The sequence below is a fragment of the Pseudomonas corrugata genome, assembly GCF_001269905.1.
In the GTDB taxonomy this organism is placed as follows: Bacteria; Pseudomonadota; Gammaproteobacteria; order Pseudomonadales; family Pseudomonadaceae; genus Aquipseudomonas; species Aquipseudomonas corrugata.
The window spans coordinates 1,064,502-1,087,945 of record NZ_LHVK01000003.1; the positions used below are offsets into that span (position 1 = coordinate 1,064,502).

The 23,444-nt window shown below is 60.0% G+C and carries 14 protein-coding genes; 9 read left to right on the forward strand and 5 right to left on the reverse strand.

Annotation, left to right across the window (positions count from 1 at the left end):
* Positions 1 to 11: 11 nt before the first annotated feature.
* Positions 12 to 1,163, forward strand: a complete 1,152-nt coding sequence (macA, locus tag AD665_RS04875) for a macrolide transporter subunit MacA (RefSeq protein ID WP_024779109.1) — start codon at positions 12 to 14, stop codon at positions 1,161 to 1,163.
* A gap of 2 nt (positions 1,164 to 1,165) precedes the next feature.
* Entirely contained in the window at positions 1,166 to 3,127 is a 1,962-nt protein-coding gene (locus AD665_RS04880; RefSeq protein WP_053191162.1) for a MacB family efflux pump subunit, read from the forward strand.
* Positions 3,128 to 3,419: 292 nt separating this feature from the next.
* Here the strand turns inward: AD665_RS04880 and AD665_RS04885 are convergent, their stop codons facing one another.
* Positions 3,420 to 4,760, reverse strand: a complete 1,341-nt coding sequence (locus AD665_RS04885; protein ID WP_053191164.1) for a diaminobutyrate--2-oxoglutarate transaminase family protein — start codon at positions 4,758 to 4,760, stop codon at positions 3,420 to 3,422.
* A gap of 340 nt (positions 4,761 to 5,100) precedes the next feature.
* On the opposite strand from AD665_RS04885, the gene AD665_RS04890 reads away from it, so the two are divergent.
* From AD665_RS04890 to AD665_RS04900, 3 genes are read left to right on the forward strand one after another with little or no spacing between them, the layout of a single operon-like run.
* On the forward strand, positions 5,101 to 6,528 hold the full coding sequence (locus tag AD665_RS04890; RefSeq protein WP_024779112.1) for an efflux transporter outer membrane subunit: 1,428 nt from the start codon (positions 5,101 to 5,103) through the stop codon (positions 6,526 to 6,528).
* Positions 6,529 to 6,536: 8 nt separating this feature from the next.
* Positions 6,537 to 7,631 (forward strand): efflux RND transporter periplasmic adaptor subunit, encoded by a 1,095-nt coding sequence (locus tag AD665_RS04895; protein ID WP_122319464.1) that lies wholly within the window; start codon positions 6,537 to 6,539, stop codon positions 7,629 to 7,631.
* Entirely contained in the window at positions 7,628 to 10,711 is a 3,084-nt protein-coding gene (locus AD665_RS04900) for an efflux RND transporter permease subunit (protein ID WP_053191166.1), read from the forward strand. The genes AD665_RS04895 and AD665_RS04900 overlap by 4 nt, the downstream gene beginning before the upstream one ends.
* Before the next feature lie 57 nt (positions 10,712 to 10,768).
* On the opposite strand, the gene AD665_RS04905 is transcribed toward AD665_RS04900, so the two are convergent.
* Both AD665_RS04905 and AD665_RS04910 read right to left on the reverse strand, forming a co-directional pair.
* Positions 10,769 to 11,635 (reverse strand): helix-turn-helix domain-containing protein, encoded by an 867-nt coding sequence (locus AD665_RS04905; RefSeq protein WP_024779115.1) that lies wholly within the window; start codon positions 11,633 to 11,635, stop codon positions 10,769 to 10,771.
* A 32-nt stretch (positions 11,636 to 11,667) separates the two neighbouring features.
* Entirely contained in the window at positions 11,668 to 12,441 is a 774-nt protein-coding gene (locus tag AD665_RS04910; protein WP_024779116.1) for an acyl-homoserine-lactone synthase, read from the reverse strand.
* Between the two features lie 589 nt (positions 12,442 to 13,030).
* On the opposite strand from AD665_RS04910, the gene AD665_RS04915 reads away from it, so the two are divergent.
* Positions 13,031 to 13,630, forward strand: a complete 600-nt coding sequence (locus AD665_RS04915) for a LysE family translocator (RefSeq protein ID WP_053191168.1) — start codon at positions 13,031 to 13,033, stop codon at positions 13,628 to 13,630.
* A gap of 86 nt (positions 13,631 to 13,716) precedes the next feature.
* Here AD665_RS04915 and AD665_RS04920 read toward each other — a convergent pair whose 3' ends face one another.
* Both AD665_RS04920 and AD665_RS04925 read right to left on the reverse strand, forming a co-directional pair.
* Positions 13,717 to 14,445, reverse strand: a complete 729-nt coding sequence (locus AD665_RS04920; RefSeq protein WP_024779118.1) for a LuxR family transcriptional regulator — start codon at positions 14,443 to 14,445, stop codon at positions 13,717 to 13,719.
* A 353-nt stretch (positions 14,446 to 14,798) separates the two neighbouring features.
* Positions 14,799 to 17,456: an excinuclease ABC subunit UvrA gene (locus AD665_RS04925; RefSeq protein ID WP_053191170.1), complete on the reverse strand. Its 2,658-nt coding sequence runs from the start codon at positions 17,454 to 17,456 to the stop codon at positions 14,799 to 14,801.
* A gap of 187 nt (positions 17,457 to 17,643) precedes the next feature.
* On the opposite strand from AD665_RS04925, the gene AD665_RS04930 reads away from it, so the two are divergent.
* The 3 genes from AD665_RS04930 (at position 17,644) to nosZ (ending at position 23,439) form a co-directional block, all read left to right on the forward strand.
* A complete protein-coding gene (locus AD665_RS04930) occupies positions 17,644 to 19,122 on the forward strand; it encodes a hypothetical protein (RefSeq protein ID WP_053191173.1) in 1,479 nt (492 codons plus the stop codon).
* A 170-nt stretch (positions 19,123 to 19,292) separates the two neighbouring features.
* On the forward strand, positions 19,293 to 21,467 hold the full coding sequence (nosR, locus tag AD665_RS04935) for a transcriptional regulator NosR (RefSeq protein ID WP_053191175.1): 2,175 nt from the start codon (positions 19,293 to 19,295) through the stop codon (positions 21,465 to 21,467).
* A 52-nt stretch (positions 21,468 to 21,519) separates the two neighbouring features.
* Positions 21,520 to 23,439: a TAT-dependent nitrous-oxide reductase gene (nosZ, locus tag AD665_RS04940; RefSeq protein ID WP_053191176.1), complete on the forward strand. Its 1,920-nt coding sequence runs from the start codon at positions 21,520 to 21,522 to the stop codon at positions 23,437 to 23,439.
* Positions 23,440 to 23,444 lie beyond the last annotated feature (5 nt).

Here is a 23,444-nt window from a genome sequence, read left to right on the forward strand (position 1 = left end):
CATGGTTATTTATGGAAAAGTCTAAGTTTCGCAAAATCGCTATCGTGCTTGTCCTGGTCGTAGTGACCGGCCTGGTTTTCTACAGCGCTCAGTCGCCGGGGAAACCGCCGGAGTACCTGACCGCTACGGTCGAGCGCACAGACATCGAAAACGCGGTGCTGGCCACCGGGACGCTCCAGGGCGTCAAGCAGGTTGATGTCGGTGCCCAGGTGTCCGGGCAATTGAAGTCGCTCAAGGTCAAGTTGGGCGACAAGGTGAAGAAGGGCCAGTGGCTGGCGGAAATCGACCCGCTGCTGGCGCAGAACGCCTTGCGCCAGGCCCTGGTCAACGAAGAAAACCTGAAGGCAAAGCGGCAAGCCACCGCGGCACAACTCAAGGACGCGAAAGCCACCTACGATCGCTACAAGGTGCTGCAACCGGACGACGCGATTTCCAAGCAGGAATTCGAGACCGCCGAATCGAACTACAAGGTGGAGGCTGCCAACCTGCTGTCCCTCGATGCACAGATCAAGGACGCGCAGATCCAGGTGGAAACGGCCCGGGTCAACCTGGCCTATACCCACATCGTCGCGCCTATCGACGGCTATGTGGTGGGGATCGTGACCCAGGAAGGCCAGACCGTGATCGCCGAACAACTGGCGCCGGTGCTGCTGAAACTGGCCGACCTGGACACCATGACCGTCAAGGCCCAGGTATCCGAGGCCGACGTGATTCACATCGTGCCCGGGCAAGAAGTGTATTTCACCATCCTCGGTGAGGCGGAAAAGCGCTACTACGCCACGCTGCGCGGCACTGAGCCGGCACCGCAGAACTTCCTGGAGACGCAGAACGCCGGGACGCCCAAGCAGAACACCGCGGTGTTCTACAACAGCCTGTTCGACGTGCCGAACCCCGATCATCGCCTGCGTATCTCGATGACGGCCCAGGTCCGTATCGTCCTGGACAAGGCCAAAGCGGTGCTGACCGTTCCGGTCGCGGCCCTGGGTGCGAAGAACCAGGATGGCAGCTACGTGGTCCGTGTACTGGACGCGGAAGGCAAGGCCCAGCCGCGCAACGTCCAGACGGGTATCAACAACAACGTCAGGGCTGAAATCAAGGATGGCCTGGCAGAAGGTGACAAGGTCGTCATCGGTGAGCCGACCCCAGCCGTGGCAGGAGCCTGACCATGACGCGACCACTGTTGGAACTCGAAGGGATCACCCGTAGTTTTCAAGCGGGCGAAAAGGCGTTCATCGCGCTCAAGGACATCAACCTGACGATCAATGCCGGGGAAATCGTGGCGATCACGGGAGCGTCCGGCTCCGGCAAATCCACCCTGATGAATGTGCTCGGTTGCCTCGATCATCCGAGTTCCGGCAGCTACAAAGTGGATGGGCGCGAAACCGGCTCGATGGACGACCATGAGTTGGCGGAGCTGCGTCGCGATCACTTTGGTTTCATTTTTCAGCGCTATCACCTGTTGCCCCACTTGAGTGCCTTGCACAACGTCGAGATGCCGGCTATCTATGCCGGCGCCGCCGAGTCGCAACGGCACAACCGTGCCGGGGAGTTGCTGGGTCGCCTGGGGCTGACCGGGCACCTGGCCAATCGACCCAGCCAGCTCTCCGGCGGGCAGCAACAGCGGGTGAGTATTGCCCGGGCCTTGATGAACGGAGGCGAGATCATCCTCGCCGACGAACCCACCGGTGCGCTGGACACCGCCAGCGGCAAAGAGGTGATGAAGATCCTGCTGGAGCTCAACGCGGCGGGGCACACGGTGATCATCGTGACCCACGATGAGAAAGTGGCGGCCTACGCCCAACGCATCATCGAGATCCGCGACGGCGAGATTGTCAGCGACAGGGCCAATCCACGGCGATCAATGGAAGATCAGCCGCCACAGGGCACTCCACCGGCCAAGGTCAAGCCGTCGAACCGACTGCTCGCCAGTTTCGGGCTGTTCAGCGAAGCGTTCAACATGGCCTGGGTCGCGCTGATCTCGCACCGGATGCGAACGCTGCTGACGATGCTGGGCATCATTATCGGCATCACTTCGGTGGTATCGATCGTCGCCATCGGTGAAGGGGTCAAGCAATATGTCTTGAAAGACATCGAAGCGATCGGCAGCAATACCATCGAGATCATGCCCGGGGCCGACTGGGGCGACAGCCGCTCGACGGCAATCGAAACGTTGGTGCTCTCCGACGTCACGGCCCTGAGCGACCTGTACTACATCGACAGTGCCACCCCGAACCTGGGGCGCAACCTGCTGTTGCGTTACCAGAACATCGACGTCAATGCGACCGTCAATGGTGTGAGCGAGAGTTACTTCCAGGTTCGCGGGATCAAGATCGGCTCGGGCGTAGCGTTCAACAAGGACGACTCCCGGCGGCAGTCGCAAGTGGTGGTGATCGACCATAACACCAGCCAGCGACTGTTCGGTTCGCACACGGACCCGCTGGGCAAGGTGATTCTTGTCGACAACCTGCCTTGCACTGTCATCGGCGTGACCGAGGACCGCAAGAGCGTGTTCAATGCCAGCAAGAACCTGAACATCTGGATGCCCTATGAAACGGCGGCGGGACGCTTGCTGGGCCAGCGTTTCCTGGACAGCATCACAGTGCGGATAAAGGACGGGCAACCGAGCAAACTGGTGGAGGACAACGTGGTCAAGCTGCTGACGCAGCGTCATGGCATCAAGGACTTCTTCACCTACAACCTCGACAGCGTGATGCAGACGGTGCAGAAGACCAGTCAGTCGCTGGCACTGCTGCTCTCGCTCATCGCGGTCATCTCACTGGTAGTCGGGGGGATCGGCGTGATGAATATCATGCTGGTTTCGGTGACCGAACGAACCCGTGAAATCGGCATCCGCATGGCAGTGGGCGCGCGTCAGTCCGATATACGCCAGCAGTTTCTCGTGGAGGCGGTGATGGTCTGCCTGCTGGGGGGCACGATTGGCATCGGATTGTCGTTCAGCATCGGCTATGTCTTTTCGATCTTCGTCAAGGAATGGCAAATGGTGTTCTCGATGGGATCGATCATCACCGCGGTCGTCTGTTCGACACTCATAGGCATCGTGTTCGGTTTCGTACCTGCACGCAATGCGGCACGGCTTGATCCGATCAATGCCTTGGCGCGTGATTGAGGTATTCGGGGCCAGCATCACTGTCCTCTGTGGGAGCGAGCCTGCTCGCGATAGCGGTGGTGCATCCAACTTCGATGCTGACTGACCTGACGCCATCGCGAGCAGGCTCGCTCCCACAGAGGGGAATGGGGTGTTGCGGATATGGCGGTCGACACAGATCAAGTGTGGGAGCGAGCCTGCTCGCGATAGCGGTGGGTCAGCGTGCACTGATGTTGGATATGCCGACGCCTTCGCGAGCAAGCCCGCTCCCACAAAGGGGGGCGGGTGCTAGCGTGCTGCAAAGGGTGGTTTTTCAGACTGTTTCGCGTGCCGCATAGGGGCATGTTTCGACGATTTTTCCGAGTGACTGTTCAAACCGGTCAAGGACCATGTCGACTTCACCCTCGGTGATGGTCAGGGGCGGCAGGAACCTGAGTACCGCGCCGTGGCGTCCGCCGGTCTCCATCATCAGGCCATTGTCGAAGCACTTGAGCTTGATGGCGTGCGCCAGGGCGCCGTCGGCCTGGCCAGCGCGTTGGGTGGTGGTCGGTTGGGTGATTTCCACCCCGATCATCAAGCCGCGTCCGCGGATATCGCCGATGAAAGAAAACCGCTGCGCGATATCCTGCAGGCCGTTTTCCAGTCGTTCGCCCATCCGGGCGGCGTTGGCAACCAGGTTGTCTTTCCTGATCTGACGCATGGTCGCAGCCCCGGCGACCATCGCCACCTGGTTGCCGCGGAAAGTCCCTGCATGCATCCCCGGCCCCCAGGTGTCCAGGTGTTCGGCATAGACAACGACCGCCAGGGGATAGCCGCCGCCGATGGCTTTTGACAGCACCAGGATGTCCGGCACGATACCCGCGTGTTCGATGGCAAAGGTACTGCCGGTGCGACCCAGGCCGGTCTGGACTTCGTCGACGATCAACAGGATCTCCTGCTCCAGGGTGATTTCCCGCAGTGCCCGCAGCCAGTTGGCCGAGGCCGGGATGCAACCGCCTTCGCCTTGCACCACCTCGACGATCACCGCCGCCGGTTTGGCAACGCCTCCCTCAGGGTCCGACAGCACGGTACGGATATAGTCGATGGACAACTGATCGGTGTGTTCGCCATCGGTGCCGAAGGGGCAACGGAAGCGATAGGGGAACGGCAGGAAGTGCGTGCCCTGGGCGATAAGACCGTCACCGGTCTTCGGCGATAGCTTACCCATCGCCGACAGCGCCCCGGCGGTCATTCCGTGATAGCCACCGTGAAAAGCCATCAGCGGCGAGCGCCGGGTGTAGTGGCGCGCCAGCTTGATGGCGGCCTCGACCGCATCCGAGCCGCTGGGCCCGCAGAACAGGACCTTGCTGGTCTCGCGCATGTTCGCCGGCAGCGTGGAGAACAGCTCCTGGACGAAGGCATGCTTGGCCGGTGTCGCCAGGTCGAGGGCCTGCTGCAGATGATCGCCAGCGAGAAACGTCATCACCGCATCCCGGACTTCCGGCGGATTGTGTCCCAGGGCCAGGGTCCCGGCGTTAGACAGGCAATCGAGAAACTCCTGGCCGCTGGCGTCCTTGATCCGCATCCCCTTGCCGCTGACAAATAGCCGCTGGAAAGTCTGCGCATAGGTTCGCGCATTCGACTCGACATTTTCGAGATAACTGAGTGCTTCCATGTTCGATCATCCGTTGGCTATGGAAAGGGAGGGGCGCAGGACACCCGTAGGTTCTGCGCAAGACCCTGTGGGAGCGAGCCTGCTCGCGATAGCGGTAGGGCAGTCGCATCGAGGGTGCATGTACCGCCGCTATCGCGAGCAGGCTCGCTCCCACAGGGGGTGGTATTCGCAAGTCCGGGCCATTTCAGCAGGCCTCCGCACTTATCGCGAACTTTCTTGCCGGCACCTGTCCCCGTTTCCCACGCCAGACACAAAACCGGCTCCGAGGTTAAATAACCGAATCAAATCTGCCGCGTCTCCGAACGGTTCGTTCACCTTTGCCAGGCCTCCAAAAAAACCTATGCATGTCTTCAAGCCCCGGGCAAACCTACTGCTGGCGACACTGTGTGCGGTCCTGAGCGGTTGCGTGTTGGGGCCGGACTATCGGGTACCGGCCGTCCCGGTAGCGGCCAAGTGGCAGGCTCCCTTGCCCCATGGTGCGTCGGTGGCCGCCTTGGCCGACTGGTGGCAGCAGTTCGACGACCCGGCGTTGGCCGAGCTGCTGCGCCTGGCCGAAGCCGACAGTCCGTCGATGGATCAGGCGTGGGCCAATATCGCATTGGCACGGGCAACTGCAGACAGCGATGCAGCCGATGCCATGCCCAGGATCGACGGCCAGTTATCCAAGGGGCGTGGCGGCCAACAGACAGGGAGCCAGCGCCTGGGCGGCTCAGGTTCTTCCGCTGCGCTGGACGCGGCGTGGGAGATCGACCTGTTCGGCAAGCTGCGTCGCAATAACGAAGCGGCCCGTTCACGGGTCGAGGCGCGAGTGGATGACTGGCATGACGCGCGAGTTTCCCTGGCGGCACAGGTGGGCGACTACTACGTGCAGTACCGTGGCTGCCAGAAACTGGTGCTGGCTTACCGGGATCAGGCCCAATCGCAGCAGGACACGGCGCGTATCACGCGCCAGTCGTTCGGTGCCGGCTTCACATCGTCCGCCGACGCCGCCCTGGCCGATGCCAGCGCCGCCAGCAGCGCGGCAGCTCTGGTCCAGCAGCAAAGTGAATGCGAGGTCCTGCTCAAGAGTCTGGTGGCGTTGACCGGGGGCGACGAAGAGCGATTGATCGGCGTGCTCGGCAAGACCCCGGCGCAACTGCCGGAGCCTGCCGGACTCAACGTGCAGCAGATTCCTGCCGACATGCTGCGCCAGCGCCCGGATGTAGCCTCCAGCGAACGGGAGCTGGCGGCGGCGAATGCCGAGATCGGCGTGGCCCAGGCCGACCGGCTGCCGAGTCTGAGCCTGTCCGGCACATTTTCGGTAGGCAATACGGTAGGGCAGCACAATCGCTCTTGGTCACTGGGCCCGGTGTTGTCGGTCCCGCTGTTTGACGGCGGCAAACGTCGCGCGGCGGTGGACGGTGCCAAGGCTTCCTACGATGCGGCCCTCGCGGTTTATCGCCAGACGCTGCGCACCAGTGTCATGGAGGTCGAACAGGCCTTGGTGCGCCTTGATGCGGCACGGCGACGGGAGTCCGATGTCGAGCGTTCCACCGCTGGCTTTCGTGAGTCGTTCGAGGCCATCGACCGCAATTGGCAGGCTGGCAGCGTCAGTCTGCTGGACCGGGAAACCGCCCGCCGCCAGGCGCTGACGGCGGAAATCGAATTGATCACCTTGCAACAGGATCAGGTTCGCTACTGGATCGCCCTGTACAAGGCATTGGGCGGCGGATGGCAAACCGGCCAGCCGCTGGCTCGGCACCCGACATCGAATGGAGAGGGCGTGTGAGGCCGACGTTGCGAAAAATCCTGCTGACCATCGCGGTGGTCGCGGTCGTGGCGATCCTGATGACGTTTCGTCGTGGCGCTGAGCCGGTCGCGGCTGCTTCCAGTATCAGCAGCCTGAGCGTGGAGGTTGTCCAGGCCCGGCCCCAGCTCTGGCCGCAACTGTTGTTCGCCAACGGTGCACTTGCACCCTGGCAGGAAGCGGTCATCAATGCCGAAACCAGCGGCCTGCGCATTGCCAGCCTGGAAGTCGACGTGGGCAGTCGGGTAAAGAAGGGGCAACTGCTGGCGACGCTGGCCTCTGACACGGTGCTCGCCGAGGAAAGCAAGCAAAAGGCTCTGGTCGCCCAAGCGGTGGCCAACCTGGAACAGGCCCGTTCCAACGACCGTCGTGCCCGGGTTGTCGGCCAGGGCGGCGCCTTGTCGGAGCAGCAGCGCGAAGACTATCGCATCAAGGTCGCGTTGGCCGAGGCCGACCTGGCCGGAGCCCGGGCGGAATTGCAGAGCACCCGGATCAGGCTTCGGCAGACCCGAATCGTGGCGGTGGATGACGGCATCATCTCCGCGCGCACGGCGCTGCTCGGCAAAGTGCTGTCCGCCGGCGACGAGCTGTTTCGCCTGGTGCGCGACGGTCGCATCGAATGGCAGGCCGAGCTGGACGCCCGTCAGCTGGCCCAGGTCCAGGTCGGCCAGGTTGCCCGACTGACGTTGCCTGGCGGGCAGAGCCTGGAAGGGCGGGTGCGGCTGGTGTCGCCCACATTGAATACCAAGACCAGCCGGGCCCTGGTGTATATCTCCCTGCCTACCGGCAGCCCCGCCCAGGCCGGCATGTATGCCAGTGGCCAGATCGAACTGGCGCCCCGCGAAGCGCTCACGGTACCGGACACGGCGGTGATCCTGCGTGATGGCCGCTCTTATGTGTTTACCCTCAACGACGACATGCACGTGGTCCAGCGACCGGTGCTGGTGGGCCGGCGGATGCATGAGGCGGTGGAGATCCTCAGCGGCCTGGATGATCAGGGGGCCCGTATCGTGCGCGCCGGTGGCGCCTTCCTCAATGACGGTGCGAGTGTGACCCTCGTACAATCCCAGGTCGCCCAGCCATGAATATTTCGGCGTTGTCGATTCGTTATCCGGTCCCGGCGGTGATGCTGTTCATTCTGCTCACGCTCTTCGGCCTGCTGGGTTTCGGCAAGCTTGCCATCCAGGATTTCCCGGACATGGACCTGCCGGTGGTGGTGATCAGCGCGTCACTGGAGGGTGCCGCTCCCGAACAGCTGGAAACCGAGGTGGCGCGCAAGATCGAGGACAAGCTCACGTCCCTGCGCTTGCTCAAGCATGTGACGACGGTGATCACCGACGGCGCCGTCAGCATCAGTGTCAGTTTCGACATCGACAAGGACGGCAACGAGGCGCTTAACGAAGTGCGCAATGCGGTCGACAGCGCCATGCCGCAACTGCCGGCCAGCCTGGATACGCCCTCGGTGTCGCGGTTGACCACCAGTGCATCGCCGCTGCTGACCTATGTCATCGCTTCTGATGCCCTGGATGAGGAAGCACTGTCGTGGTTTGTCGATAACGAGCTGAGCAAACAGTTGCTGTCGGTGCCCGGCGTGGCGCTGATCTCACGTATCGGCGGGGTTGATCGGGAGGTCCAGGTCAATCTCGATCCGGCCTTGATGGCCGGGTTGGGCATCCGTGTCGCGGATGTCGCTGCGCAACTGCGGGCAATGCAGAAAGACAATTCCGGCGGTCAGGGCAATCTGGGTAGCGGCCAGCAGGCCGTGCGCACCCTGGGAGCCATCGATGATCCGGCTGTCCTTGGCACCATCGATATTCCCAGTGGCGATGGGCGCCTGCTGGCATTGAACCAACTGGCGGACATTCGCGACACCCACGCCGAGCGCAGCAGCCGGGCTTTTCGCGATGGCAAGCCGGTGATCGGCTTCCAGATCACCCGGTCACTGGGGTTCTCCGATATCGGTGTGGCCAACGACGTGCGCAAGCGCATGACCGAGTTTGTGCAGCAGCATCCCAATGTGCGTATCGACGAGGCCAGCGATACGGTCAAGGCCGTGCTTGCCAATTACCACGACTCGATGAACCTGCTGTACGAAGGCATGCTGCTGGCGGTGCTGGTGGTCTGGTGGTTCCTGCGGGACTGGCGCGCCACGCTGATCGTCGCCACGGCGCTGCCGTTGTCGATCATCCCCACCTTTGGCGTGATGTACCTGGCCGGGTTCACGCTCAACGCCGTTTCCCTGCTGGCCCTGGCGTTGGTCATCGGTGTGTTGGTGGACGATGCCATCGTCGAAATCGAGAACATTGCCCGGCACTTGCGCATGGGCAAGACGCCGCTTCAGGCGGCTACCGAAGCAGCGGATGAGATCGGCCTGGCGGTGCTCGCCACGACGGCCACCCTGGTCGCGGTCTTTCTGCCCACGGCGTTCATGGGCGGCGTGGCTGGAAAACTGTTTCGCCAGTTCGGCGTGACTGCTTCGGTGGCGTTGCTGTTTTCGTTGCTGGTGGCCCGGGTACTGACCCCGATGATGGCGGCCTATTTCCTCAAGGCCAAGACCGATACCGCACACGACGGCCCGTTGATGACTCGCTACCTGGGCTGGATCCATGCCAGCCTGTCCCGCCGCAAAACCACGATGGTCCTGGCCAGCCTGTTTTTCATCGGAGCCCTCGCACTGGTGCCTTTGTTGCCCACGAGTTTCCTGCCGGCCCAGGACGTCGGTCGCAGCCGGATAACCCTGGAATTGCCTCCCGGCACGACGCTGGAGCAGACCACCGGGATGGCATTGCAGGCCAGCGAAAGGCTGAGCGAGATGCCCCAGGTCAAGCATGTGTTCATTTCGGTGGGGACGGCCAGCAGCTCGGGGGCCGGGCCGGCCGATATAACCGGCGCCGGCGATGCCATCCTGACCGTGGATCTGGTGGATCGGAACCAGCGCGACCTCAAACTGGTGCAAGTCGAAGCCCAGATGCGCGAGGCGCTGCGTACACTGCCCGGGGTGCGTATCAATGTCGGGGGCGACGGGAGCGGCGAGAAACTCAATATCGTCCTGGCCAGCGACGACGGCGACCTGTTGGAGCGCACGGCAAGTGCGCTGGAACCGCAACTGCGCGAGCTGCACGGGATCGGCAACGTCACCTCCAGCAGCGCCCTGCAACGCCCGGAAATCCAGATGCGCCCGGACTTCGCCCGCGCGGCGGAGCTGGGGATCACCAGCCAGGAGATCGCCGATACGTTGCGCATGGCGACCTACGGCGAATATTCCTCGCAGCTGGGGAAAATCAATTTGTCGCAGCGCCAGGTCGATGTGCGGGTGCGGATGGATTCGCTGCTGCGCGATGATCTGCAGAGCATCAACCAGCTACGGGTGACCGGCCGCGATGGTCAGGTCACCTTGTCCTCGTTGGGAGACATCAGCATGGGCAGCGGGCCGGCGCAGATCAGTCGGCTCGATCGCTTGCGCAATATCACCCTGTCCATTGAACTCAACGGACGCAACCTGGGTGAAGTCATGGCCGAGGCCAGCCAGCTACCGGCAATGCGCAATCTTCCACCTGAGGTAAAAAGGGTGGAGCAAGGCGAGTTGCAGCTGATGACTGAATTGTTCGGCAGCTTCAGCCTGGCCATGGCCATCGGTGTGTTCTGTATCTACTCGGTCCTGGTGTTGCTGTTCCACGATTTCCTGCAGCCGGCCACGATTCTTTCGGCGCTCCCGCTTTCCTTGGGCGGAGCGCTGGTGGCGTTGTTGGTGTGCAATTTCAGCTTTTCCCTGCCATCGGTCATCGGTTTGCTGATGTTGATGGGCATCGTGACCAAGAACTCCATCCTGTTGGTGGAGTACGCCATCATGGCTCGCCGCGATTATGGCCTGGGTCGATATGACGCGTTGGTGGATGCCTGTCACAAGCGTGCCCGCCCCATTCTGATGACCACCATCGCAATGGGTGCAGGCATGTTGCCCACTGCCTTGGGCATGGGTGAAGACCCCAGCTTCAGGCAGCCGATGGCCGTGGTGGTCATGGGAGGCTTGCTGACTTCAACCCTGCTGAGTCTGTTGGTGGTGCCGGTGATTTTTACGTATGTCGACGATGTATTGGAGTGGCTGAAGCTGCGCACGCGCAGATCGACCGGGGAAAGAATGGAGGGTCAGAATACCCGGGCATGAATCATCCCCCAACACCCGCTCGATTGAGATGACCGAGCAAAGGTTGGGGGGAACGTTCTATACGGCTTGGCGAATTGCGGAAATACCATTCCACTCGATGGCCGATGGTGTGGCATCCATCGAGTGCATCCAGCGGATGAGCGAGCGGCGTCCACCAATGCCCATTTTTATGGCAGCACGCTTCAGATAACTTTCGACGGTGTTGACTTTCAGGTTGAGTTGCTCGGCCAGTTCCGGGGCCGTGCGTCCGGCCAGCAAGCCTACACACACTTCGGTTTCACGGGAGGACAAGCTCAACCCGGATAAAGCCAGCCGGTCGGCAAATCTCTGGCGCAATGCCTCCATCCCGCCGTTTTCCGAGCCTTCCAACGGCAGGCAAGCGTCCTGTCGGCTGACCTCCGCTGGCACCATGGCGGCAACATGCTCTTCGACCATGGGTAAAAGAAGGCAGGAAAAATCTTTCAGCAGGGCATGTTCCTGTGCCGTGAATCCGCTGGAAAAAGGTGAGCGGTATACGGAAAGGACATAACGAATGCCGTTTTTACGTGTGGCCAGGTGCAATTGAGTGGTGGTGTTGTGACTGGAGGGGCTTTCCGATTGTTCGCGATTGAGCAGGCAGCGGGAAAAATTGGGGACCTTTTGTGGGGTCGAATCCTCGAAAAAAATATCCTCGGCGAGGAAAAAAGGCTTTGCGGTATGCGCATCCATGACAGCGTCGATGCAGGCACTGTCCATACCAACACCACCGATGCTGGAAGTGCTGGGTTCAGAGAGTTGGCTCGATCCTATTCTTTGCTCGGTAATATGCGTTGCATCGACAGGTATTTCGGTAAGTATCAGGTCGTGCAACAAACGAGGAAAGTTGCGGCTTCCAGTACTGGCAATCACTTTGCCAACATGTGGGAATAGTCGTTGTAGGTTCATCCTTTCTCCAATTTCATGCCAGAGTCTTGGTGTTATAGATGCAACTCAGTGTGCATCTGTTTTCTTGCTGGAATATTTCGGTCGATGTGTGTTTGGTCGATATCAAAGGGTTGATGGGATATGTCTGACGAACGGTTGGTCATAAAGAATTGTTCGTAGGCGGTGATGGTCTGGACGGCATTCTTGTTGAGCACTTCGTTGTAAGTGTCAGGCGTGCATGGGAGTGTGCCGTAGATGATGGTTTCTCCCTTTGAACCCAGCGCGGTGTTGTGTCTGTCGACTGTCCACCCGGATCGTTTGAGGATTTTCTCCATCATGGTGTCAACGACGATTTCATAGGTGTCTATATTTTGCAGTTGGGCAAACTTTATCATTGACAGGAAAAGTGCCGCCGTGCGAGCGTCTATGTTGGCCTGGGTGACTTCTCCGGCTAAGGTCTTATCTGCCGAAAGTGCAAATCTGGTAGCTTCCCAACAAGTGTGAGAGTGAGGCCTGATGTTGTCGGCGGGAAGGATGAAACTTAAAGCGCCGCTCATGAGGGTTGGTTTGTTGGAGGCGCGTAAACGCACACAACCGGAGACCCGCCCTTGGGTCTGAGCATAAATGTAAACTGCATCAGGATCGTCATATTCATCCCGTTCGTAATCGCTGCCTTGATAACTTGCAATGTCCCATTTCTTTCTATCGATGAAGGCTGTTTTCCGAATTGCAAGTATCTGTTGCAACGTTTGGGTTGGGATTTTCGAGTAAGATGCAATGCAGGTAGATACGCCGAAAAAGTGATGAATACAGGAGGAGTAGTTCATGAATGACGTTTCTTGGTTGTGGATGAGGCTACTGTTAACTTTGCACTAAATCATTTCAACTGTCCTAAAGTACAGGGTGGGGTTTAGTAGAGTGTATAGTCTAATTAGTTGCCCGATCAGTGCGCTGAATCGTATTCGTGGAGAGTGCGCCAGGAGGGTGTTTTAGTATCGTCTGGAGTCCAAAAAAGTACCGACTTGAAGTCGGCGGTAGATGGCGCTTACAGGTAAAAGTATGGCGGTTTCTGATAGTCGACGACTGCGTGTTTTTTGACGGCCGGCTTAAGCGGCGATAACGTCCTGATAATGGGTGGGTCGAAAAATTGACACCTGGGTCGAGGTAAGTAACCTGGCTGTAATAAAGGTGTGGAAGTTTTTTAGAAAAGCAGGGGTGAGCCCAGGCGTGGAAGTTTAAACGACTGTATGAGCCGGGGGCGAAAAGCACCGAGAGTGTCGTCGTGGCTTTAGTGTAACTGCTCTAACTGTGGAAGAGTTGGTCTGATGTCATACAACTAAAAAGTTGATGTTGTACGAGCAGACCAGTCCGAACCTGAAAAGATGAGCCATCGTGGCTCCTGGCATGGATGACCTTATGTCTTATATTGCGCTTTCACTGATGACTGTGCTGCTGGTTCCGGGACCGACAAACTCACTGCTGCTGCAAACCGGAATAAAGAGAGGGCTGAATGCTCGCTCCATGAGGTATGTCGTGGCAGAGTGGCTGGCTTATGTCATTCAGATGACGATGTGGGGAGTATCCATTGATCTTCTGATGACTGAACATTCCTGGGTAGTCATTGTGACCAAGTTTTTTGCCGTGTGCTTTTTATTTTATATTTCCCTGAAGCTATGGTTCTCGGTAAAAGACCATCTCCCTGGTAACTCGGCGGGTATCAGTGTGCCTGACCTGTTTGTGGCGACGCTGACCAATCCGAAAGGATTGTTCTTCGTTTCCTTTGTTGCGCCACCCGGAACGTTTTTATCGCTGAGCAACTACCTGCCATTCATGATGCTGTTCACAGCTGTAATATTTCCGGTCGGGCTGGCCTGGATCGCCATCGGGGCATTCTGTGGACGTAAACTCCACACTATTGTTTCCGGCCGGTTTTTGAGTCGGGCCATTTCGTTGGTGATTGGCTTATTCGCATGCGGCATGCTTTTCAACATCGCCTCGCAGGTTGTATTCGCCTGAATGCGGGCATTTGCGGTAACGTCGGGCATGGCGTCGGGTCCCCATAGGACCGTCGCCTGCAATCGCGAGTAGATGAAGGGAAGGGGTCAAACGAAGTTTAACTGTACTGCCTTGATCATTGCTTGCTTGACATTGGTGCAGTCCATCTTTTCGGTCATCTGCTTGGCGTGAAACTTTACCGTTCGTTCGGTAATATTCATGATCAAGCCTATCTCCTTATAGTTTTTTCCCAACGCGAGCCAGCGCAGGAATTCTATTTCTCTGGGGGATAGTTTCAAGTTGCTTTCAATGGTGGTTTCCATGGGGCGATATTGATTGGCGATGACGCTGAGGGTTTTGATGATGAACAGATTCGAGCGGACGATGATGGGAAAGTCGGGGTCATTCTCTTCTGAAGACAGGTGAAGGGAACCGAATGCTCGACCGGGCTCATGGATGGGGACGGTGTAACCCTGTTTGATGCCATAGGAGGCTGACTGGTCGAATATCTCGGGATTGTTGTCGATTTCCGCCGGTATTTCATTCCAGAAAAAAGGAGTCGCGGTGATGGCGGTGTTGGCCATGACCGGGTCTGATTTGTAGAGTGAGTTCTTGCGGTAGGTGTCCACCCATTCGGATGGGTAGTTGCTGTAGATGGAAATCTTCGAGTTGTTGAACGGTGTGGGCTCAAGATGGACGTAGGCGAATTTTTCGATTCCCAGTCTGGAGAATATCCAGCCGAGTATCTCGGTGTACTCCTCTTCGCTCACGCCTGAGATATTGTTTTCCACCTCTTGGATCAAATTGAACAGATGGCTTGAAATGGGCTTGAGCATAATGAGCGAGCTCGACAATTTGAATGTAAGACTTTGACTTGGTCAGGCGCTATACCTTTAGAGTCGCCAAATGGAAGTGAGCTGGCTTTGGAGGGTGTTCGGCGCTATGAAGGCGCTCGGGGCGAGAAGGATCTCCGCGCTCATCAGAGGGATTGCCAAGGGGTGATCATGCTGTTCCGGCACCCCGGGATGTTGCTGTTTTGAACCGCGGATTAATGTCATTGTGCCTCCTGGCAGATACGGCCTCACAACATGAGCTGCGAGACCGCTAGTTAAACTACACGTACTGAAACGATTAACTGGAAGGCAGTATAGACAACTTTTCCGATCCGGCCAGTGACATTGAGAAAGCTTTACCATTGAGGCTGAAACGCGCTTTTCAGGAACCCTGCAGTTCGACTCTGCGCACAGTCGGCCACGTGGCCTGGCGTTCCGCAAACCACCACTTTTCCCCCCTGGGAGCCCGCTCCCGGGCCGATATCGATGACCCAGTCGCTCTGCGCCGCTACCCGCATATCGTGCTCCACCACAACTACCGTGTGACCGTCATCCACCAGGCGATTCAATTGCACGAGCAGTCGATCCACATCCTGGGGGTGCAAGCCATTGGTCGGTTCATCCAGTACGTACAACGTGGCTCCTCTGGCTTTACGCTGCAGTTCCGTTGCCAGCTTGATGCGTTGTGCCTCACCGCCGGATAGCTCCGTGGCGGGTTGACCCAGGCGCAGATAGCCGAGGCCGATATCCTGCAGCACCTGTAGCGCGCGCCTTGGCGCGGCTTGCCCGGCAAATGCTTCGAGTGCCTGGTTGACAGTCAATTGCAACACCTGCGCGATGTTCAATCCCTGCCAGTTCACGGTCAGCGTCTGCGGGTTGTAGCGAGCGCCGTGGCAGGTCGGGCAGGGGGCATACACGCTGGGCATGAACAACAACTCGACACTGACGAAGCCTTCGCCTTCACAGGTTTCGCAGCGGCCCTTGGCGACGTTGAAAGAGAACCTCCCGGCATCGAATCCCAGTTCACGGGCCTGTTCCGTGGCGGCAAACAACTTGCGCACGTGGTCGAACAATCCGGTGTAGGTGGCGAGGTTGGAGCGCGGCGTGCGACCGATGGGTTTCTGGTCCACCCGGACCAGGCGCTTGATGGCGTCGAGCCCGGCGGTGACACGTCCGCCGCTGGTTTGCTCGGGTTCGTCTTCCAGGCTTGTCTCATCCGGTTCGATGTCGTGGCTGGCCAGGCCCAGGTGGGTGCCCACCAGGTCCAGCAGGGCTTGGCTGACCAGGCTGGATTTACCGGAGCCGGAGATGCCGGTCACGGCTGTGAAGCAACCGAGGGGAAAGGCCGCGCTCAGATTGTCGAGATTGTTGCGGGTGATGCCTTCCAGGCGCAGCCAGCCGGTTGGCGTTCGCGGACTGCGCGGGGCAAGGGTCTGTTCGGCAAAGAGATAAGTGCGCGTTCGCGATTCCGGCACCTGGGCCAGACCGCCAGGCGGGCCGCTGTAGAGAATCTGGCCACCCTGTTCACCGGCCTCCGGGCCTACGTCGATCAGCCAGTCGGCGCGGCGCATGGTGTCCAGGTCGTGCTCGACCACGAACACCGAATTGCCTGCGGCCTTGAGGCGTTGCAGGGCGTCGAACAGGGCTTCGCTGTCGGCAGGGTGCAGGCCGGCGGAGGGCTCGTCCAGCACATAGATCACCCCGAACAGCTGGGAGTTGAGCTGGGTTGCCAGGCGCAAGCGTTGCAACTCGCCAGAGGACAGCGTCGGCGTGCTGCGCTCCAGGGCCAGGTAACCCAGGCCGAGGTCGATCAGGGTGACGATCCGCTCCAGCAACTCGGCGGCAATGCGCTGCGCGGCCAAGCGCTTTTCCAGGGACAGGTTGGGCGTATGGCGCGCATCCGGCCCGCCCGCGTGGGGATTGTCGCCCCTGGCGGCACGTTGCTCGCGGGCCTCTCTGGTTTGCCGGTGGGTGAGGACTTCGGTCGATTCTTCGGGTTGCTTCAGATAATCCGCAGCTGTGACGTCCTTGAGCACATCGGCCAGTTCCAGCAAGGTAAGGTGCGACAGCTCGGCGATGTCCAGACCGGCAAACGTCACGGTCAGCGCCTGGCGCTTGAGGCGTTTGCCTGCGCATTCGGGGCAGGCGCTGGCGCGCATGTACTGCGCCACGCGTTTGCGCATCTGCGCGCTTTGCGAATGCATGAAGGTATGCAGCAGGTAGCGCCGGGCGCCACTGAAGGTGCCCTGGTAACTGGGTTCGAGTTTGCGCTTGAGGGCGGCGCGGGTCTGGGCCGGCGTGAGCCCGGCGTACACAGGGACGGTGGGGGTTTCGTCGGTGAAGAGGATCCAGTCGCGCTGCTGTTTCGGCAGGTCGCGCCACGGGATATCAACGTCATAGCCCAGCGTCACCAGGATATCCCGCAGGTTCTGGCCCTGCCAGGCCATCGGCCAGGCCGCGACGGCGCGCTCGCGGATGGTCAGCGAAGGGTCCGGCACCATGGAGTCCTCGGTCACTTCGTAGACCCGCCCCAGGCCATGGCACTGCGTACACGCGCCTTGTGGCGTATTGGGCGAGAAGTCCTCGGCATAGAGCATCGGCTGGTCCGCCGGGTAGCTGCCGGCGCGGGAGTACAGCATGCGGATCAGACTCGACAAGGTGGTGACGCTGCCCACCGAGGATCGCGCGCTGGGCGTACCGCGTTGCTGCTGCAAAGCCACCGCCGGCGGCAGCCCTTCGATGCTGCCCACGTCCGGCACGCCGACCTGATCGATCAGGCGCCGCGCATACGGCGCGACCGATTCGAAGTAGCGACGCTGGGCCTCGGCGTAGAGTGTCGAGAAGGCCAGCGACGATTTTCCAGACCCCGACACACCGGTAAACACCACCAGGGCATCGCGCGGAATGTCGACGTCAACGTTCTTGAGGTTGTGTTCGCGGGCACCACGCACCCGGACGAAACCACTGTTCTCGAGTCGCGGGGCAGAGTTAGCCAGGCTGGTGCGTGGGGGCATCAGGTGTTCAATCCCTTGTGGTTCAGTGCGCACCCTGACTTTTGAGGGTGCGCTCGAAAGAATGCCACTTGATTCACAGCAATAAAAATCATGCGACCTGATTCAGCCGTTTTGGTGCAATAAAAATTTACTAGCGCTGAAAGAAATGAGAAAAGCTTCTCAGTTTTCCCATGGATATGGATCTTTCATGCCTCGATCAAAGCTTCTCTCTACGCTGTTTGTCGCGCTGATAGTCGGCGCCGGTCTGTGGTACATGTGGATGATTGCCCGTGCCAAGCTGGAGTGGGGCGGTGCCAGTCCCGATCAACAGCAGATAGGTACCGTGCAGGACACCCGGCAACGGGCAGCAACCCAGTATTGCACGGGAGTGGTCGTGACTCCGCAAGGGACTTGGCTGGTGGCACGCATGGAAGGGGAGGCCGGGCAACTCGAAGGCTCTGCCGATAGCGTAAACCTGGATACAGTGGCCTATGGCAAGCGGGATGAAGACCTGGAGCCGGAAGATTCCGGTGCCTTCGCCAGCCTTCTTTCCGGCGGAGGGAAGGAGACGTCATTCATCTCGCGACTTGATGCCCAGGGGCGGTTCCAGCTCGTGGCCCATGTCAGCGCCGCGGCCTGCCTGGTCGCCAGTCCGGACGGGGCCAGCGTGTTCCTGCTCACCGGGCTCGACCGGCCGGAAACCGCTGCCCCCGATGGCGTGGGCCAGACGGTGGTTTTTCGCAGTGATGATCAGGGCAAACGCTGGACCTGGCTGGTCAACGGCTGGTTTCCCGGGGCCGATCAACTGGCCTGGAATCTTGAGCCCTATTTCCATGGCGCCGATGAAGTCTGGGCCTGGGGCAAGCCGAGCGGCATCGACAACGAGAGCGGCGAAGATACCCCCGGGGCTATTTCCACCGGAGTTTTCTATTCTGCAGACCGGGGTATGAGCAGCACGCCGATCGTCGCGGCGGAGTCGTTGCTGGTGAGCGCCGAGTACGTGCAGGTCAAGCGCCCCGACGTTACGCAATGGCGCACTGGCGACGGCACTTATGGCGAGACGCGCACCCATGTCATCCAAATGGATGCGCAGCGGGCGTACATCTGGGTGTCCCAACGTTTCTGGGGAAGCGATCCCGACGGTGAAGGCGACAATATTGCGTTCAACGTCACGACCCGGGCCCAGTTGCTACGCAAGGCGGGACGCTGGCAAGTCGTGGATGTGCAGCGTGACGACAACCTGTTCATCGATGCGCTGGCGCACAACAGCTCGGGGCGGGTGGTGGGTCTTATCGACCAGAGCGACCATGGGCAGGATGCAGTCGCCGAACTGGATACCAGTGCACTGACCTGGCATCCCTTGGGTGATCTTCCCAGCGTATTCGGACCGCTGGCATCGGATACCCGGCTGCGAGAGGGGCATTTCCATCTGGGGCAGAACAGTCTGCTGATCAACACCAGCAGCGAACACCGGCCACCGCGTTGGCTCTACTGGTGGTCCGACGCGAGCATTTCCGCGGATGGGGTGTTTTATTCCAAGGATTGGGGACGTTCCTGGCAACGCCTCGCCATCGACGGTTATCTGGGTATCCTTGGTTTCCAACCGACCGAGGATCGCGTGATCTGGGCCAAAGGCAATTGGTATGACAGTAGAGATGAGGGCATTTATTCCTATGGTTTGCGTTGAGGCCTGAACACCGCACTTGTGGCGAAGGAGCAGGTTCTTTCGCCATGGGTTTGTGGATGTTTTCCAGCTCAGGTCTGTCCCAGCGGGCCAAGTTGATTTCAATCAAGGGCCGAGGATAGGACAGGCCCTTACCATCGTCGCCAAGATCCTGCCTTCGAGCCTTGGCGTCCATGACCCCCCTTTTTGTCAGGCTGTACCCTCGCCGCGTCTGGCTCCCTGGAACATTCCTCCTGCTTTTCCTCTGCATGACCATGGGTATCGCCCAGGCCAGGGATTACGGTGATATCCAGCTGCAGCGCATCCACCATGTACTGGATCGGACCGACTCGATTTCCGAGCCTGAAGGTCCTTTCAAGGTGCGTACGCTGTCCGCTGCGAACAAGGTCCTGGGCTACGTGTTCCAGAGCCTGGATGTGGTGGACATCCCGGCTTACTCGGGCAAGCCGATCAACGTCCAGGTGATCCTCGATCCTGCGGGTGTGATTCTCGATGCCTATGTACTGGAGCACCATGAGCCGATCCTGCTGATCGGAATTGCCGAGGCAAAACTCCACGCTTTCAGTGCGCGTTACAGCGGCGTCAAGGTCAATCAGCGTGTAGTGGTAGGGCGTTCCAACGATCCGAATGCGGTAACGGTTGACGCGATTGCCGGCGCCACCGTGACGGCAATGGTGGTCAACGAGATCATCATGCGCGCCGCCCATGATGTCGCGGTTTCCCTGGGCCTGGTCAAAGGTGACGCCGGTTTGGCCGTGGCGCCGGCCCGCGTCCGTGACAACCTCTACGAGCCGGCAGACTGGAGCACCCTGGCCGGCAATGGCGCAGTGCGCCGGCTGCATTTGACCCGTGCCCAGGTAGACGCTTCCTTCAAGGGGACCGAGGCCGAGCAGGTCGAGGCCGCCGGTGTCGGACAGGCTGACGATACCTTCATCGATCTGTACGTCACTCACCTGAACCCGCCTACCATCGGCCGCAACCTGCTGGGCGATGCGCAGTACCGCACGCTGATGGCCGAGCTCAAGCCTGGCGAGCAGGCCATCGCCGTGATGGGCAGCGGACGCTACTCCTTCAAGGGCTCGGGCTATGTGCGCGGCGGTATTTTCGATCGGGTGTCGTTGCGCCAGTTCGGCGACACCATCAGCTTCCGCGACCTGGACTTCCAGCGCCTGGATGACGTGGCCGCCGCCGACATGCCGGCGTTTGATGAAATGGCGATTTTCATCGTCCGCGCTTCACACCGCTTCGACCCCGGTTCGCCCTGGAGCCTGGAACTGCTGGTACGCCGTCAAACCGGTCCGGTCAGCGGCATCTTCAGCAGCTTCGAACTGCCTTATCAGTTGCCCGAACCCTACCTTGAGCGTCCGCTGCCTACGGCCGAGCAACTGGCGGCGGCCGAAGAAGCCAGTCGGCCCCTGGGGCTGACACTCTGGTATCAGAAAGGCTTCGAAATCGTTGTACTGGGACTGGCCCTTCTAGTGCTCACCACCATCCTGTTCTTCCAGGACGCACTGGCCCGTCGGCCGACGCTGTTGCATTGGGTCCGGCGCGGTTACCTGGTGTTTACGGTGGTGTTTCTCGGAGGCTTCGCCCTGGCCCAGCTGTCGGTGGTCAATGTGCTCACCTTCGTCCACTCCTTGTTCGAAGGCTTTCGCTGGGAGCTGTTCCTCACTGATCCGCTGATTTTCATTCTCTGGGTGTTCACCGCCGCCAGTATCCTGCTCTGGGGCCGCGGGGTGTTCTGCGGCTGGCTGTGCCCGTTCGGTGCCCTGCAGGAACTGATCAACGAATTGGCGCGCAAGCTCAAGGTGCCTCAATACGAGCTGCCCTTCGCCGTCCACGAACGGCTGTGGGCGATCAAGTACATCATCTTGCTGGTGCTGTTCGGCGTCTCGCTGGAGTCGATGGCCACCGCCGAACGCCTGGCCGAAGTCGAACCGTTCAAGACCGCCATCACCCTGCGGTTCGATCGCCAATGGTGGTTCGTGGCGTATGCGGCAGGCTTGCTGTTGATCAACCTGTTCACCCGCAAAGTGTACTGCCGCTACGTCTGCCCGCTGGGCGCCGCCCTGGCTATGCCGACCCGATTGCGGCTGTTCGACTGGCTCAAACGTCGCAAGGAGTGCGGCAACCCCTGTCAGCTCTGTGCCAACGAATGCGAGATCCAGGCGATTCATCCCGATGGCCGGATCAATGCCAACGAATGTCATTACTGTCTCGACTGCCAGATGACCTGGCACAACGAAAACAAATGCCCGCCGCTGATCAACAAGCGCAGGAAGCGTGGCAAGTCGACCGTGACCGATCCGCAACTGATTCCCGTGGTGCAGGTGACGCCGGCGCCCTGAGCACCCGACTGGCCTGTCCCTTGACCGTTTCACTCTTGATGGAGCACACAGCATGAGCGACAAAACAAAACACCCGTCAGACGTGGTGGAGGAGCCGCGGGGCGTGAGCCGGCGCAGTTTTCTCGGCACAGGAGCGGTCACCGGCGCGGTGCTGGCCGGTGCCTCGGCGCTGGGCGCCGGGACCTTCACCCGTGAGTCATGGGCCGCGGCGGCCAAGGAAGCCAAGTCCAAGATTCACGTCGCCCCTGGCGAGCTGGACGAATACTATGGATTCTGGAGTGGCGGTCACCAGGGCGAGGTACGGGTGCTGGGGGTGCCGTCCATGCGCGAGTTGATGCGCATCCCGGTTTTCAACGTCGACTCGGCTACCGGTTGGGGCCTGACCAACGAAAGCAAACGCATCCTGGGCGACAGCGCCAAGTATCGAAACGGTGACTGCCATCACCCGCATATTTCCATGACCGACGGGAAGTACGACGGCAAATACCTGTTCATCAATGACAAGGCCAACTCCCGGATCGCGCGCATTCGCCTGGACATCATGAAGTGCGACAAGATCCTGACCGTGCCCAATGTGCAGGCCATCCACGGTCTGCGCCTGCAAAAAGTCCCCCACACGAAGTACGTGTTCGCCAACGCCGAGTTCGTGATCCCGCATCCCAACGATGGGCATACGTTCGACCTTCAAGACAAGAACAGCTTCACGATGTTTAACGCCGTCGACGCCGAGAAAATGGAGATGGCGTTCCAGGTCATCGTTGACGGCAACCTGGACAACTCCGACGCCGACTACACCGGCAAATATGCCGCCAGCACCTGCTACAACTCCGAGAAGGCCTACGACCTGGGCGGCATGATGCGTAACGAGCGCGACTGGGTAGTGGTGTTCAACATCCCGCGCATCGAGGCGGCGATCAAGGCCGGCAAGTTCATCACCCTGGACGGCTCCAAGGTGCCCGTGGTGGACGGTCGTAAAACCGATGGCAAGGATTCCGAATTTACGCGCTATATCCCGGTGCCGAAGAACCCTCACGGGCTCAACACCTCACCCGACGGCAAATATTTCATCGCCAACGGCAAACTGTCGCCCACGGTGTCGATGATCGCCATCGACCGCCTGGATGACCTGTTCAACGACCGCTACAAAGACCCACGGGAAGTGATCGTGGCGGAGCCGGAGCTGGGCCTGGGGCCGTTGCACACCACCTTCGACGGACGTGGTAATGCGTATACCACGCTGTTCATCGACAGCCAGGTGGTGAAGTGGAACATGGACGAGGCCATCCGCGCCTACAAGGGCGAGAAGGTCAATTACATCAAGCAGAAGCTTGACGTGCAGTACCAACCCGGCCACAACCACGCGTCCCTGACCGAAACCAGCGAGGCGGACGGCAAGTGGCTGGTGGTGCTGTGCAAGTTTTCCAAGGACCGCTTCCTGCCCACTGGGCCATTGCACCCGGAGAACGACCAGTTGATCGACATTTCCGGCGATGAAATGAAGCTGGTCCACGACGGCCCGGCGTTCGCCGAACCCCACGACTGCATCCTCGCCCGGCGCGACCAGATCAAGACCCAGAAAATCTGGAACCGCAACGATCCGTTCTTTGCCGACACGGTCGCGCTGGCCAAGAAGGACGGTATCAACCTGGAAACCGACAACAAGGTCATCCGCGACGGCAACCAGGTGCGGGTGTACATGACGTCGATGGCGCCGGCCTATGGCCTGACGGAGTTCACCGTCAAGCAAGGCAACGAGGTTACCGTGACGATCACCAACATCGACCAGATTGAGGACGTCACCCACGGTTTCGTCATGACCAACCACGGCGTGGGCATGGAGATCAGCCCGCAGCAGACCTCATCCATCACCTTTACCGCCGACAAGGCGGGCCTGCATTGGTACTACTGCAGTTGGTTCTGCCACGCCCTGCACATGGAAATGGTCGGGCGCATGCTGGTTGAAAAGGCCTGAGTCGG